General features: G+C 63.2%; 13 protein-coding genes. 9 read left to right on the top strand and 4 right to left on the bottom strand.

Going from position 1 to position 13,661, the window contains the following annotated elements:
* Positions 1-39: 39 nt before the first annotated feature.
* The 6 genes from GXH28_RS09765 to GXH28_RS09740 all read left to right on the top strand — a co-directional run bounded on the left by GXH28_RS09765 (position 40) and on the right by GXH28_RS09740 (position 7,230).
* Positions 40-1,155, top strand: a complete 1,116-nt coding sequence (locus GXH28_RS09765; RefSeq protein WP_169238838.1) for a mandelate racemase/muconate lactonizing enzyme family protein — start codon at positions 40-42, stop codon at positions 1,153-1,155.
* 139 nt (positions 1,156-1,294) lie between these two features.
* Positions 1,295-2,704, top strand: a complete 1,410-nt coding sequence (locus GXH28_RS09760) for an ABC transporter substrate-binding protein (RefSeq protein ID WP_169238837.1) — start codon at positions 1,295-1,297, stop codon at positions 2,702-2,704.
* 154 nt (positions 2,705-2,858) lie between these two features.
* Positions 2,859-3,752: a carbohydrate ABC transporter permease gene (locus GXH28_RS09755; protein ID WP_169238836.1), complete on the top strand. Its 894-nt coding sequence runs from the start codon at positions 2,859-2,861 to the stop codon at positions 3,750-3,752.
* A gap of 56 nt (positions 3,753-3,808) precedes the next feature.
* On the top strand, positions 3,809-4,627 hold the full coding sequence (locus GXH28_RS09750) for a carbohydrate ABC transporter permease (RefSeq protein ID WP_169238835.1): 819 nt from the start codon (positions 3,809-3,811) through the stop codon (positions 4,625-4,627).
* A 31-nt stretch (positions 4,628-4,658) separates the two neighbouring features.
* On the top strand, positions 4,659-5,714 hold the full coding sequence (locus GXH28_RS09745) for a 2,3-butanediol dehydrogenase (RefSeq protein ID WP_169238834.1): 1,056 nt from the start codon (positions 4,659-4,661) through the stop codon (positions 5,712-5,714).
* Between the two features lie 7 nt (positions 5,715-5,721).
* Entirely contained in the window at positions 5,722-7,230 is a 1,509-nt protein-coding gene (locus GXH28_RS09740) for an aldehyde dehydrogenase family protein (RefSeq protein ID WP_169238833.1), read from the top strand.
* 105 nt (positions 7,231-7,335) lie between these two features.
* On the opposite strand, the gene GXH28_RS09735 is transcribed toward GXH28_RS09740, so the two are convergent.
* The gene (locus GXH28_RS09735) at positions 7,336-7,698 is read right to left on the bottom strand and encodes a hypothetical protein (RefSeq protein WP_169238832.1); all 363 of its coding nucleotides are present in this window, start codon (positions 7,696-7,698) and stop codon (positions 7,336-7,338) included.
* A 142-nt stretch (positions 7,699-7,840) separates the two neighbouring features.
* Here GXH28_RS09735 and GXH28_RS09730 point away from each other — a divergent pair, with 142 nt between their 5' ends.
* Genes GXH28_RS09730 through GXH28_RS09720 form a run of 3 tightly spaced genes read left to right on the top strand, consistent with a single transcriptional unit; the run spans position 7,841 to position 8,773 of the window.
* The gene (locus GXH28_RS09730) at positions 7,841-8,233 is read left to right on the top strand and encodes a PD40 domain-containing protein (protein WP_169238831.1); all 393 of its coding nucleotides are present in this window, start codon (positions 7,841-7,843) and stop codon (positions 8,231-8,233) included.
* Positions 8,187-8,456: a PD40 domain-containing protein gene (locus GXH28_RS09725; RefSeq protein ID WP_206156786.1), complete on the top strand. Its 270-nt coding sequence runs from the start codon at positions 8,187-8,189 to the stop codon at positions 8,454-8,456. Before GXH28_RS09730 ends, GXH28_RS09725 begins: the two co-directional genes overlap by 47 nt.
* The gene (locus GXH28_RS09720) at positions 8,453-8,773 is read left to right on the top strand and encodes a nucleotidyltransferase family protein (RefSeq protein WP_169238829.1); all 321 of its coding nucleotides are present in this window, start codon (positions 8,453-8,455) and stop codon (positions 8,771-8,773) included. Before GXH28_RS09725 ends, GXH28_RS09720 begins: the two co-directional genes overlap by 4 nt.
* Before the next feature lie 146 nt (positions 8,774-8,919).
* Here the strand turns inward: GXH28_RS09720 and GXH28_RS09715 are convergent, their stop codons facing one another.
* From GXH28_RS09715 to GXH28_RS09705, 3 genes are all read right to left on the bottom strand, one after another.
* A complete protein-coding gene (locus GXH28_RS09715; RefSeq protein WP_169238828.1) occupies positions 8,920-10,581 on the bottom strand; it encodes an eCIS core domain-containing protein in 1,662 nt (553 codons plus the stop codon).
* A 133-nt stretch (positions 10,582-10,714) separates the two neighbouring features.
* Positions 10,715-12,889: an ATP-binding protein gene (locus GXH28_RS09710; RefSeq protein WP_169238827.1), complete on the bottom strand. Its 2,175-nt coding sequence runs from the start codon at positions 12,887-12,889 to the stop codon at positions 10,715-10,717.
* Between the two features lie 11 nt (positions 12,890-12,900).
* Complete coding sequence (locus GXH28_RS09705) at positions 12,901-13,641, bottom strand: hypothetical protein (RefSeq protein WP_169238826.1); 741 nt, start codon at positions 13,639-13,641, stop codon at positions 12,901-12,903.
* Positions 13,642-13,661 lie beyond the last annotated feature (20 nt).

The raw sequence follows: 13,661 nt of genomic DNA, 5'->3' as shown, positions 1-13,661 counted from the left end.
CGTGCGCTTTTTGCAGATCTCACTACAATAGCTGCGCTCATGCAAATTCGTGATGTTCGATTCATCGCGTTGCGCCAGCCCCTGCAACAACCGTTGCGGTTGGCTTGGGGAGCGATGCATCATCGCAATTTCGGCCTTGTGCTGGTCGAGACTGATGCCGGCATCAGCGGCGTCGGCGAGACATCGGTGAACTTTCCTAGCTGGGCCATCGTCGAGCGCAAGGCCACCATCGAGGAAGGGCTGAAGCCGCTGCTCGTGGGTGAGGATCCCCTGAACGTCGCCGGTCTTTGGCAGAAGATGCTCCACGCCTTTAGCCGCTTAGGGGTGCTGTGGGGGAAGGGCGCGGTCATGTCGGCCATCGGCGGGGTGGACATCGCGCTGTGGGACATCGCGGGCAAGGCGCACGGCAAGCCGATTTATGCCCTGCTGGGGGGCAGCCAACCAGCCCGCGCTCCTCTGTATGCCACCGGGCTGGACCCCGCGCAGTTAGCCGACAGCGCCCGTCGGTTCGTGGATCAGGGTTATCGAGCGGTGAAAGTGCGCATTGGCTTCGATGAAGCGCGCGACATCGCCAACGTGGAGGCCGTGCGGCGCGCCGTGGGGGATGCGGTGGAGGTGTTGGTAGATGCGAACATGGCCTATGACCTCGACCGTGCGAAACGCATGGCTGAGGCGTTGCAGCCGTACCGCCCGTATTGGCTGGAAGAGCCGTTGCTCGCCAGTGATCTGGAAGGCTATCGCACGCTGAAGGAGCACACCGATATTCCGCTCGCCGCCGGCGAGAACCAGTTCGACGTGGCCGATGCGACCGCACTGTTGGACACGAACGCCATTCGCTATTTGATGCCCGATCCAACGCGCGCGGGTGGATTGAGCGAGGCACAACGCATCTGCGCTCTAGCACGGGCGCGCGGCTACCCTTATTCGCCGCATCATTACGGTTCTGACGTGGGTTTTGCTGCTGCGCTTCATTTGATCTCCGCCGTCACCGGCGCAGACTACATGCTGCGCGATGTCTCCCCAGCTCCACTTCGTGAGTCGGTCTTGCGTGAGCCGATCACGGTGGTGGATGGTTGCGCCCTCACGCCCACTGGGCCAGGATTGGGCATCGAGCTAAATTGGGAAGTCGTCCTCGCCCATCAAGTGCGCTTATAACGCGCTGCGTCCGCCAATGCATCCAGTAGGAGGTGATCATTAGCGTTTGGAAACTCCCTGAATTCGTCCCTAACCTTCCAGAACGTTTCAATACTTTGGTCAATTTGGTCATTCGTAAGTAGAGGAGGCATTGCTGAAGATGAATACGCATCGCCAAATGCGCACCGTGCTCATCGGTGCACTGCTATCTGTCGTTGTGCTGAATGCCTGCGCTGCTCCGGCTACGCCGTCTGCAGTGCGAGAAGTTGAGGTGACGCGTGAAGTTGAGGTGACGCGCCAAGTAGAGGTCGTTCGCGAAATCACGGTTACTGCAACCCCAGAAGCGACCGCTCCCAAACCGTTTGAGGGCCAATCCATCAATGTGTTGACAATTCAGCCTCATGCCGTGGCGACCCGTGCGCTCGCCAAATGGTTCGAGGAGGAGACCGGCGCGCGCGTCCAGGTGCTTGTCGTGCCGTACGCCAACGTCACCGAGAAGGCCATCCTCGACGTCACTTCCGGCGCCGGCGAATACGACGTGATCGAAATTTGGTATCCCATGCTCGGCAAGCTGGTGGAGAGCGGTGTATTGGAGGATCTCACCCAGTGGTGGGAGGAGAACAAGGAGGCGTTGCAGTTCGATGACTTCGTGCCCTCGATTGCCGATCCCTACACGCTGATAGACGGCAAACGCTGGGCGCTGCCTTATGACGGCGACACGCACCTGTTGTTCTACAACCGCGAGCTGCTGGAGAAGTACGGCGTGAAGCCGCCGACGACATGGGCGGAATATCGCGAAGCCTGTAAGACCATCACCGAGCAGGGCAAATCCGAAGGCATCTACGGCTGTGCCATCATGGGCGCCAAAGTGCCGATCATCTTGCTATCCACGTTCATTAATCGGCTGCAGGGCTATGGTGCCAGCTTCTTCGATGCCGATGGCAAGCCGACCATCAACAGCCCAGAGGCCGTCGCGGCCCTGCAAGAGCTGGTGGATCAGCTCCCCTATGCTTTGCCCGACCCGAAGGCCGTGGCGTTCGACGAAGCGCTCGGCGGCTTCACCACCGGCAAGGTGGGCATGGTCGAGTTCTGGACCGACCTAGGGCAGATGAGCGACAATCCAGAGCAGTCCAAGATCATGAAGAAGTGGGGCGCCGTACCGATGCCGAAGGGCGAAGGCCCGAACGCTGCCAGCCGACCCGCGCTCAACGCCGGATTCGCGCTGGGCATCTCCACGCTGGCGCAGAACAAGCCGCTGGCCTATGAGTTCCTGAAGTTCGTCGGCCGGCCGGACATCAACGTGCGGGTCAACACCATCGTCGGCGGCCTCGACCCCACGCGCAAGTCCACCTTCGACGCCGAAGCGTATCGCAAGCACGTCACGCCGGAGCTGGCCGATGCTGCCAAGGCAGCGCTGAGCGGCGCGTTCGCCTGGCCCACCAACGCCAAGTGGCCGGAGATGCAAGATGTGCTGACCGAGAACGTCGCAGAGGCGCTGGCCGGCACGAAGACGCCCCAACAGGCGCTGGACGACACGCAGGCCAAGTGGCTCGAGATACTCGGCAAGTAAGCTGCGTTGGGAAGAGCCTCAAATTTCTCTGAGGACGAGGGCGGGGCCTGAAGTGATTTGCAGAATCCCAGGTCCCGCCCTGTGCCCGCTCGCATCGAATTTCACCCGAAACAGAATGACAGCGCGTTAGCGGCTAACCGTACTTTCGCATTCGATGCACACACTTCATCGCCAACACCAGCGCGAAGTCCTATGGATGATCGGGCCGGCCGTCTTGACGCTGATCGTCTTCTCGCTCTACCCGCTGATCTATTCCATCGCCCTGAGCGCGACCGACTCTCAACTGGCGCGACCCTTTCGCGAATTCATCGCGTTCAAAAACTACACCAATGCGGCCAGGGATGCGCTGTTCGGCAACTCACTGGTGCTCACGTTCGTCTATGCGTTCGGCGTCACTGCAATTGAGACGGTCATCGGCTTTGGACTGGCATTGTTGCTGAACCGCGAGAGCGGCCCGACGCGCTTCGCGCGCACGCTGGGTCTGCTGCCGTTCATCACCCCGCCGGTCGCCATCGCAGCCATCTGGCGGCTGATCTATGACCCATCATCAGGTATGCTGAATCACTATCTCGTGCGCGCCGGAATCTTGGAACAGAACGTCGCCTTCCTCGGCGTGCCCGGCCTGGCCATGGCGTCGGTGATGCTGGTGGACATCTGGCAGTGGACGCCGTTCGTCTTTTTGCTCTCGCTGGCCGTGCTGGCCGGCCTGCCACATGAGCCATACGAGGCTGCTGCCGTGGACGGCGCGAACGGTTGGCAGCAATTCATTCACCTCACGCTGCCGTTGTGCCTGCCCGGCGTGCTCGTCATCGCCATCCTGCGCTTGATCGGCGCGATGAAGGTCTTCGACCTGGTCTTCATGCTCACCTTTGGCGGGCCGGGGTCGTCCACGCAGGTTGCTTCGTTCTATATCTACAAGACGGCCTTTCAGCAATTCAAAACCGGCTATGCCTCGGCCATGACGATCATCGTCATCGTCATCCTGTCGGTGTTGGTCGCGCTGCTCACGGCGCTCTACCGGCGGGCACAAGCGAAATACGGGCCATGACTGAACGAGCGATCTCCTCATCGCTTCGCCAGCGACCGGCAAAGCCACTGCACCCGATGCGCACGGTCATGCACCTGCTGCGCTGGGTGACGGTCGGGCTGCTGCTGGCGTTCACGCTCATCCCGCTGATCTTCATGCTGACGACTTCGTTGAAGTCGCCCATCGAGATCCGCGTTTCCGGCAGCCTTCTCCCCTCTGAGGGGATCTTTCTGGTGAACTGGGAGCGCGCCTTTCGGAACGTGCCGTTGCCGCGCTATCTGTGGAATTCACTCTTCGTCGGGATCATGAGCACAACCATGACGCTGCTCGTCGCCGTGCCGGCCAGCTACGCGATTGTGCGCTTTCGCGCCGGCGGGCGATTGCTACCGTCGTGGATCCTCGGCACCTACGTCGCCCCGCCCATCGTGATCAGCGTGCCGGTGTTCATGCTGATGCGCTCCGTTGGCCTGGTAGATCAGCCGTTGGGGTTGGCCCTGTTGCACATGGTCGCCAACCTGCCGGTGGCCACATGGATGCTCATGGACTTTGTGCGCAGCTTGCCCTTGGAAGTTGAGGAGGCGGCGCAGATGGACGGCGCCTCTCACTGGGGCGTGCTGCTGCGCATCGTCATCCCACTCATCCTGCCCGGCCTGGTCGCTACGGCGATCATTTGCCTCATCCTGTCGTGGAACGAATTCCTGTTTGCGTTGATCCTCACCTACAGTCTGCGCTCGCAGACCTTCCCGATCGGCATCTCCGAGTTTCAAGGCGAGCACGGGCTGCAATTTGGAGAGATCTCTGCGGCAGCGCTCACCGGCATCGTGCCGGTGTATGTGCTGGCGATGTTTTTCCAACGCTATCTGATTCATGGCTTGACGCGCGGCAGCGTGAAATAGGCCGCGCGCCCTTCAGGAGGTGTGATCGCTTATGAAAGCCGCACGATGGCACGACCAACGTGATGTGCGGATCGAGGATGTTCCGGAGTGTGCGCCGAAACCGGGCGAGGTCAAGCTCAAAGTGCATTACTGCGGCATCTGCGGCACCGATCTGCATGAGTATCTCGAAGGGCCGATGTTCATCGCCAAAGAGCCACATCCCCTCACAGGCTATGGCGCGCCGGTGATCATCGGCCACGAGTTCGCGGGCGAGATCATCGCCCTGGGGGAGGGCGTCACCGGCTGGTCGGTGGGCGACCGGGTGGCGCTGGAGGGGTATCACATTTGCCATGAGTGCTACTACTGCCAACGACATGAGTACAACCGTTGTGAGCGGCTAGCCTTTCATGGGTTCTCTGCGCCGGGTGGGCTGGCCGAGACCGTGTGCGCACCGGCCTATCAACTCTACCCGCTCGACCCGCGCGTGAGTTGGGAAGCTGCCCCTTTGGTCGAGCCGACGGCTGTGGCCGTGCGCGCCGTCAATCACGTCAAGCCCTTGCTGGGCGAACGCGCACTTGTGGTGGGCGCAGGGCCGATCGGCTTGGCCGCGTTGCAAGTGCTGCGCGCCGCCGGCATCAACCGCATCGCCGTCGTCGAGCCGGCCCGCAAGCGGCGCGAGATGGCGCTCGAATTTGGCGCGACCATCGCGCTGGATCCGCGCCGCGACGACGTGGAGCGCGAAATCCGCAACTTCACGAATCAGCTCGGCGCCGACATCGCCTTTGAATGTGGCGGCAACGACGCCGCCTACCAAACGGCAGTGCGCAACACACGCAAAGGCGCGCGCATTTGCCTCGTCAGCCAGACCAATACGCCCTTCCGTCTGTTTGTCAACGAGATCGGCTTCAACGAGCGCGTGCTGATCGGCACGGTGGCGTACTGCGGCGAGTTCGCGCCGGCCATTCAGTTGATCGCCGAGGGCAAGGTGCGCGCCGGCGATATGATCACGGCGCGCATTAGCCTGGACCACCTGGTGGACGTCGGTTATCGCGAGCTGATGGAGAACACCGATCAACACGTGAAAATCATTGCTTCTCCCTGGATGTGAACTCGAGATGTCAACAATCGCCAATCAACCCATTTCTCTGCTGCCTGAGGTGCAGGCATTTTTGAAACGTCCTAAACGGTTGTTCATCAACAATGCGTTTGTCGAGCCGGCCTCCGGCAAGACCATGCCCACCGAAGACCCGGCCACCGGCGGTGTGCTCGATCACATTCCCGCCGGCGATGCGACGGACATTGACGCCGCTGTGCGCGCGGCGCGCGCCGCATTCGAGGGCGAATGGCGCGCCATGTCGCCCACGCAACGCGCTGCATGCATGTTCAAGCTGGCCGACTTGATCGAGCAACATGCCGAAGAGTTCGCCGAGATTGAGTCGCTCGATGTGGGCAAGACGATCACCAGCGCCCGCGCCATTGACGTGCCGTTCACCGTCTTCCTCTGGCGCTATTACGCCGGCTGGGCCACGAAGCTCTACGGCAAAACGCTTGATCTCAGTTTGCCACCCGGCGGCGCGTTCTTCTCCTACGTTCGCCGCGAGCCGGTCGGCGTGGTGGGCTGCATCATCCCGTGGAACTATCCCCTAGCCCAGGTCTCCTTCAAGATCGCCCCGGCCTTGGCGGCTGGCTGCACGACCGTGGTGAAACCTGCCGAACAGGCCTCGCTGGCGAATCTACGCCTGGCCGAGTTGATCGCCGAAGCCGGCTTCCCGCCCGGTGTGGTCAACATCGTCACCGGCCTGGGCGAGTCCGCCGGCGCGGCTCTGGCCGAGCATCCCGACGTGAACAAAATCTCGTTCACCGGCTCCACCGCCGTCGGCAAACTCATCATGCAAGCGGCCGGCCGGTCGAACCTGAAACGCCTGACGCTGGAGTTGGGTGGCAAATCGCCCACGATCATCTTTGATGATGCCGACATGGCCGAGGCGATTCCTACAGCCGCCGCCGCCATCTTCAACAACAGCGGACAAGTGTGCAACGCCGGTTCGCGCTTGTACGTGCAGCGCCGCTCCTTTGACCGCGTGCTTGAGGGCGTCGTCGAATATGCGCAGAAGCTACGCATCGGCATCGGCCTGGACGAAAGCACCCAGCTCGGTCCGTTAGTCACGAGCGAGCAAAAAAGGCGCGTCTTGAGCTACATGGACCAGGGGTTGCGCAGTGGAGCGAAGCTGGTCATCGGTGGTCCCGATGTGCTCCAAGACGTGCCCGGCAATTTTGTGGCCCCCTCGATTTTCACTAACACCACGCCGGAGATGTCCATCGTGCGTGAAGAAATCTTTGGCCCGGTGCTGGTTGCCATGCCGTTTGATGATCCTGATGAGATCGCGCCCGTCGCCAACCAGACCCACTATGGCTTGGCGGCGACGATCTTCACCCGTGACATCAGCCGCGCGCATACGCTGGCGGCGCGCCTAAACGCCGGCGCGGTCTGGATCAACTGCTTCGGCGTGTTCGATCCGAACTTGCCATTCGGCGGTTTCAAACAGTCCGGCATGGGACGTGAGTTCTCGCAAGAGGGTGTGGAAGCTTTCACCGAGCTTAAGGCGGTCACAGTCAAGCTGTAGGCACGGCCTGTCGTGCGGCCCCTGCGCGTGAGCGGGCGCAGCACAGACTTCGCTGCGCCCCGTCGTGGCGCGCTGGACGACGGTGAGAGGCTGTTCTTTGCTAAGTTATCGCTTGAACTTCTCTCGCACCAACACGCGGCGCGCTTGCTGCCACGCACCGATTGCTTCTGCGGCGTCGGCAGGATGCGGTTCTGCGGCAGGCGGCGCAAGGCGATGATGGACGTACAGCGCAGTGAGGCATTGAACTGCGTCTTGTGCTTGCGGCGCATGCTGGGCCAGGACATCCGCTCGCTCATAGAGCGTGAACTGCTGGCGCTCGCCGATGCCCAACCAGCCGGCGTAGCGGGTGAGCAGCGCGTAGGCCCGCTCCACAGCCAGCAGCTTGCCCAGGCCGGCGCTTTCAAGATAGCGCAGCGCGCCGGCTAATGAGCAACAGGTAGAGCCATCCGTTGCAGCGCAGCCGGTCAAGCGTTACGATCCGCAATGTAGGCAAGCTTGAACAAACGCCTCCCTGACCGGCGCGAGGCAGCCTCTGGGCCGGTTGCACGGACGACCACCCCATCGCCCGCTCCGGTCCCGCCACGCGCTTCACCCCGCGCTAACGGTCGCTTTGCCGCCGTCGGGCGCGCGCGCTCGCACCCTCGCCCAGACGTGCTGCGCCCGCGCCCGCCTCACCGGCCGCACCATCAACTTCGCCCCACCGGTTTGGTCGGCCGACGGCAAGACGATCTACAGCGCCCACACCCGCGACCCGGATTCGGGCGAAATGTTCCGTTACGCCGACCTGGTTCGCTTTGACGCCGGCAACACGAACCCGCACCGACGCGGCTTCGAGCGCATCCCGCTGGCCGGTTACACATGCTATACGCCGACGCCATCGCCGGACGGCCGATGGCTGGCCTTCGACCGCTCGTTCGAAGATCCCGGCGGCCTATCAGCCGGCTACGCTGGCGATCGTGCCACTGCAGCCCGACGGCGCGGCCGATATGGATCACCTGATTGACCTGACCGACGCGCTCGACCGCAGCCTGGTCGCGTTCGCCTGGAGCCCGGACAGCCGCTTCCTCTACTTCACGCTCAGCAAGGACGGTGCGATCAACCTGTGGCGGGCGCGCATCCCGCGCGCCCGGCGCATCGAGATCCAGCAAGTCACCCAAGCCATCCAGCCGCCGAGCAACTCCTCGCCGTGTATGAGCGCGTGCTGCGGCAGTAGAATGCCCATATGACCGCGCTGGCCACCGAAACACAGCTTCAAGCGCTCCGCGCGCGCATCCTCGTCGAGCGCTATGGCGCGACGCGCATGGTGTTGTTCGGGTCGCTGGCCCGCGGCGACTTCGACGAGGGCTCGGACATCAACATCGCCGCCGACAACCTCGCCGGCGTCCGCCTGTATCGGGCTATGGGTGAGAAAATTCCATCGCCCCTGAGCACCACTTCACCGGCCTTCCCTATTGGGACAACTTCGTCAACGGCATCCCCAAGCCGATCCTCCAGCACGGCTACATCCCCGTGCCTGAAGGACCGGGTCTGGGGATCGCGCTGAACAAAGAGGCGATCCGTGCGCACCTCACCCCTGGCACAACCTGGCCGGCGATTTTGCTCCTACCGACTATTGGGACAGCGACCGCTTGTGGTCGTGAGATCAGCAGAGGGGGCGAATCAAATGCCTCACAAGAGCACATGCCCTCCCTACGCCCCAACACCTCCTCGCGCAATCACCGCCGCCACAAACTCCTGTATTTGTTGTCTGTTAAAGACACCGTTGAAGACGGCCATGAACGGCTCCTTCCCGCCGTGATCCACATTGTTGGCATCGTCTTGCACCAGCTTGGAGAGGATCAAGAGCGCACGCTTCCCCGGCCTGTCGTCCGTCAGCGAGGCAGCCGTATTCGTCAGCATCGGGTTAATCGTGCGCAGGAAAAGCTGGCTGGAGACGAGCAGATAGGCGTTTTCCGCGCTCATGTTTTTGCGCAGCGCCAGCGCGTACAGCTCAGCGCAGAACCGCGCCAGCGGCAGCGGGACCTTCGCGGCGCCCTGGGCAGTGAAGAGCAGCATAAAACTACCGTACACCCCCTTCATACGTGCAATGTTGGACTGCAGCTTGGCTTGGTCAGCGACCCTACTAGGGTCCACCTCGGCCAGCGCATCCGGGAGACTGAGCGCCTGACTCAATTCAGGGGCGATCACCCGCGCGAAGTAGTCCTGCCCAACTTTCATTCCCAGCCCGCTGGCAAGCTTGGTGGTCGCTGTGTTGCCCCGCCAGTCGAATGCAGTGGGCGCTCGTCCCTGGTTCTTTTGGTCGCCGGCCAAAATCCGGTTCATGTCCGCCGCGTAGGATTGCAGCGCGGCGGCGGCGATTGCGCCTTCTGCGTCGGCCACCGCGGGCAGATTGCTCCCCTGGCGCTCCTGGTTGGCCTCGCGCAGATTGCGCCCGGCAGCGATGTTCATCATGCCAGTCACCTGCGTGATCACCGGCTGGTTGCGCACGCGTTCGATCGCATTGCGCAGGGTATAGGGATAGGCGGCCCGGTTGCCGGCAATTTGCTGAATGGCCGCACGTTCGTTAGGGATGTCGTCTAACACTGCTTGAATGTGCGGCGTGCGTGAGCCGGTGGAATGCTTGTTGATATAAGCCCGACAAGCCTGCTCCACGGCGGTTAGCTTGGCATACACATCGGCGAGCTGCTCGTCTTTCATTCCGGCCGCAGAGATCGAACTGACTTTGCCGTGATAGGCGTCGATCGCTTGCAGCACGGCTTTGTAAGCTGCGCTCATCCTGCGCACGGTCAGCTTGCCTAATTTGACATCGGCGCGCGCTTCGCCGGCCAGCCCCTTGAGCAGCGTGGACGCCATCAAGCGGCGCACCTGTCGCCGCGCGCCGCCGGCCTGTTGCACCACGTGGGTTAATTCGTGAGCCAGCAAGCGCTGCCCGGCTTGTGTGGCCGGGTTGTACTTGCCCGCGCCCATGTAGATATCGTTGCCCCAGGTGAAAGCCTGCGCGCCGAGTTGGCGGTTCAATTGCTCGGCTTGCGGGCCGGTGTGCACACGCACCGCGCTCAGATCAGCGCCGAAGTGCTGTTCCATCGTCGCGCGCGTCGGTTCGGGCAGCGGCGCGCCGGCGCCCCGATTGGCGGCAAGCGCGCGCTCCACCTCCGGCGGCGCCTCGCCGCCGGCCGGCCCAATTGCCGGCGCCGCCGGCATGGCCTGCACCTCGGCTGGTTCTTGCGGTGCGGAAACCTCAGAGGCCGTCGCCCCGCCCGAGGCGACCTGAGCAGCCACCCGCTCCGCCTCGCGCTCGTAGGGATCGTCCGCCGGCCCAACAATCAGCTTGGCCTGGATCAGCCTGTTCATGGCGCGATTGCCAACGCGATGTTGCAACGTCCGCACACTATCGCGGCATGCCGGCTTACGTTGCACACGCGTTGCTTGGGCATGGGATCGAGTAACTGAATCATGATTTTTTGTCTTCAAGTCACGCATTGCTTCATACCTCCTTGGTCGGAACCTGGCCGGTCCAGACCCAATCTCGCTCGTTCACCAAACGGCCCATCTTCTGTAGTTCGCGACGCGCAGCGTGAAGCAAATGGGCCATCGTTACACATCCCCCCTCGGCGGCTGCCAAGAAGGCAGCGGCAACGATGATGTTACGAATGTTGCCGCCGGAGAGTTTCAACCGGCGCGCCAACCATGCAAAATCCACGTCGTCAGCATGCGGCACCTGAGCAGGAAAGAGCGTCTGCCAGATGCGCAGGCGATGGGCTTCATCGGGAAAGGGGAAATCCACGACAAATTGCAGCCGGCGAAGGAAGGCCTCATCCAGGTTGGCCCGCAGGTTGGTGGCCAGGATGGTGAGGCCATTGTGGGCTTCCATGCGTTGCAGCAAATAGCTCACCTCGATGTTAGCGTAGCGATCGTGGGCGTCGCGCACTTCCGAACGCTTGCCGAACAGCGCATCCGCTTCATCGAAGAACAGCACGGCATTGCTGTGCTCGGCCTCGGCAAAGATGCGCTCTAAGTTCTTCTCCGTCTCGCCGATGTATTTGCTCACCAAGCCGGACAAATCAATCTTGTATAGGTCCAGGCCGATGTCGGCGGCGATCACTTCGGCCGCCATGGTCTTGCCGGTGCCGGGCGGGCCGGCAAACAAGGCGGTCACGCCGGCGCTTGCCGCCAGCTTGCGCCCCACCCCCCACGTCTCCAACACCAAGGGGCGGTGTCGCACGGTGGCAGCCAGCTCGCGCAAGACGGCGAGTGAATCAGAGGGCAATACCAAATCCTCCCATCGGTAGCGTGGGATGACCTTGCGCGCCAAGCTGCCCAACGAGGGGCTGGTGTGCGCTCGCGCAGCGGCAAATAGGCTGGCGTTCGTCAGCGGGCGCAAGTGTTGCGCTGCCTCATCGCGCGCCATTGCCACGGCGCGCGCGATCTGTTCCGTAGTCATGTTGAACGCAGCGGCCAACGCGTTGCAATCAATCCCCTCCGCCCCGCTTCCGCCGGCACGCGCGATGTAGGCCTCCCAGAGCCGACGGCGCTGTTCAAAGCCCGGCGCCGGACACGGCACGCGCAGCACCCGCCGCTTCTCATCGGTCGGCTGCCACTCCTTCCGACTGTCCAACACGACCCAATCGGGATAGGCGAGCAATTCGGCCCACCACGCCGGCGGCGTAACGCGATCAGGCACGACCCACGCATCCGCGTTGCCCACCCAGAGCACGGCTCCGCTCAGGCGGGCGTCGCGCTGCCACTCAATCAGCGCACCGAGCGCCTGCCCGCCGGGCTCGACCTGGGTCAAATCGGCGCATAACAACGGCCGATCCAAGACATGCGCCAACCACGCGGCTACGGCGCGCCCGGCACGCGCATCCTCGCCATAGGCCAACACCAGCGGCGGGGGAGATTCGGGCTGCACCGCCTCGCGGATGAGGGTCATCTTCACATCCTCCGTGAGCAACAAATCCGCTTCGGCGGTGGGCAACGCCTCGGGCGCAAGCCAGCGCGTGGCCGGATGCAGCGGCCAAACCTCCGGCGGATCGCCGAGCAGCCAGGCCAGGGACATCGCCGTCGGACAGAGCAACTGGCCCAAGGGATGGGGATGTCCATCCTGTGCGTCGCTGGCGCGCTGGAGCAGGCGAAAGCGCAACAGCGGAGCCTGATCACCCAGGCGGGCAAGATAATGCAGGCGGGACGCGCCCGGCGGGCACAGCACGTCGAGGATGAGGCTTGGGCTGGCTTGTTTGCGGGTGAGATCATCATGCAGGTAACCATAGAGGGCCTCAAACCGCAGATCCACCAGCGGCGCTAAACACAACAATAAGGCATCGCGCTCAAAAGCGCTCAGGTTAAAAGCGCGACGTAGCCGTTCCAGGCGTAACACCTCGCCGCAGCGGCGCGCCTGTTGCCGAATGGCACGCAGATTGGCCTCAACTTGGGCCATAGCAGCCGCGAAGACAGCATGGTCTTGGGCTGGCAGCTTGGCTTGACTTTGCCATGCCCACGGCCGCGTGACCAGCTCGTGGGCCTGCTCGTCCGACACATGCAACCCGCGCAACGGGTCATGCGCCGTGCGACCGGCCAGTTGCGCCAGCCGGACCGTCCGTCGCAGCAGCACCTCAACTCGAGCCAGCGACGCTTGAAGGTGAATGAAGCTTAGATCAGCCATGCGTCAGTTCTTCATCGCTCGCCGCTGCACGCCGCGCACAGGCTCATCGCCCGCACCGAGGCGTGGCAATGGGTGGATTCGTGGTGCACCCAATCGAAGCCGGCGCAATGCGCCAGCGCACACAGCCGATCCATGCGCGCCGGGTCATACGGCGAGAGCAACAGGTCAATCGAGCGACCCTCGAAGTGCAAGGAATACTTGCGCGCCGGGTCGGTCTGATTCAGGTCGTGCTCCAGCAGCGCATCGTAGGCATCCGAGACCACCAGGCGCGCCTCGCCTCGCCATTCGGCGGCCACCAGATCGCGCAGCCGGCTGAGCGGCATCAGCACGGCCGGGTGCATGCGCCGGTCTTCGTCGTTGTGCGGCGGGGCTTCCTCATCCTGAAAGAGGATGGCGGCGTCGAGGTTGCGGATGAGCAGGCCAAACGCGCACGAGTCACGCGCGATGCGACAGGTCATCGGGCCGGCGGCCTGGTCCTCGGTTTCGGTGTAGCTGCCGTTGGCCGAGATGTGCAGGCCGGGCGCCAGCGTCTCCAGGGCGCAGGCCGGCGGCGCCGGCGTGGCCGTCAACGCAGCCGTCGGCGCCGCCGGAGGAGCAGTCGGCGATGCCGCCGCAGGCGCAGCCGACGGCGGAGTCGCATCCTGGGCGTGGATGTAGACCAAGATGGTGGACGGCTCGGCCGGCGCTGCACAGGCCAATAGACCAAACAGCCCCACGAGCATCATCCCGGCTTGCTTGCTGCGCCTACGCATCGGATCATTCATCCTCTTCA

Source organism: Candidatus Roseilinea sp. NK_OTU-006 (assembly GCF_012931985.1).
Classification (GTDB): Bacteria; Chloroflexota; Anaerolineae; order J036; family Brachytrichaceae; genus JAAFGM01.
The sequence above is the reverse complement of the archived record's forward strand: the minus strand, read 5'-3'. Positions and strand labels throughout refer to the sequence as shown.

Bases quoted from the DNA above. Each gene is read 5' to 3' on its own strand.
- GXH28_RS09765 (WP_169238838.1), top strand. From the start codon at position 40: ATGCAAATTCGTGATGTTCGATTCATCGCGTTGCGCCAGCCCCTGCAA.
- GXH28_RS09760 (WP_169238837.1), top strand. From the start codon at position 1,295: ATGAATACGCATCGCCAAATGCGCACCGTGCTCATCGGTGCACTGCTA.
- GXH28_RS09755 (WP_169238836.1), top strand. From the start codon at position 2,859: ATGCACACACTTCATCGCCAACACCAGCGCGAAGTCCTATGGATGATC.
- GXH28_RS09750 (WP_169238835.1), top strand. From the start codon at position 3,809: ATGCGCACGGTCATGCACCTGCTGCGCTGGGTGACGGTCGGGCTGCTG.
- GXH28_RS09745 (WP_169238834.1), top strand. From the start codon at position 4,659: ATGAAAGCCGCACGATGGCACGACCAACGTGATGTGCGGATCGAGGAT.
- GXH28_RS09740 (WP_169238833.1), top strand. From the start codon at position 5,722: ATGTCAACAATCGCCAATCAACCCATTTCTCTGCTGCCTGAGGTGCAG.
- GXH28_RS09720 (WP_169238829.1), top strand. From the start codon at position 8,453: ATGACCGCGCTGGCCACCGAAACACAGCTTCAAGCGCTCCGCGCGCGC.
- GXH28_RS09715 (WP_169238828.1), bottom strand. From the start codon at position 10,581: ATGAACAGGCTGATCCAGGCCAAGCTGATTGTTGGGCCGGCGGACGAT.
- GXH28_RS09710 (WP_169238827.1), bottom strand. From the start codon at position 12,889: ATGGCTGATCTAAGCTTCATTCACCTTCAAGCGTCGCTGGCTCGAGTT.
- GXH28_RS09705 (WP_169238826.1), bottom strand. From the start codon at position 13,641: ATGCGTAGGCGCAGCAAGCAAGCCGGGATGATGCTCGTGGGGCTGTTT.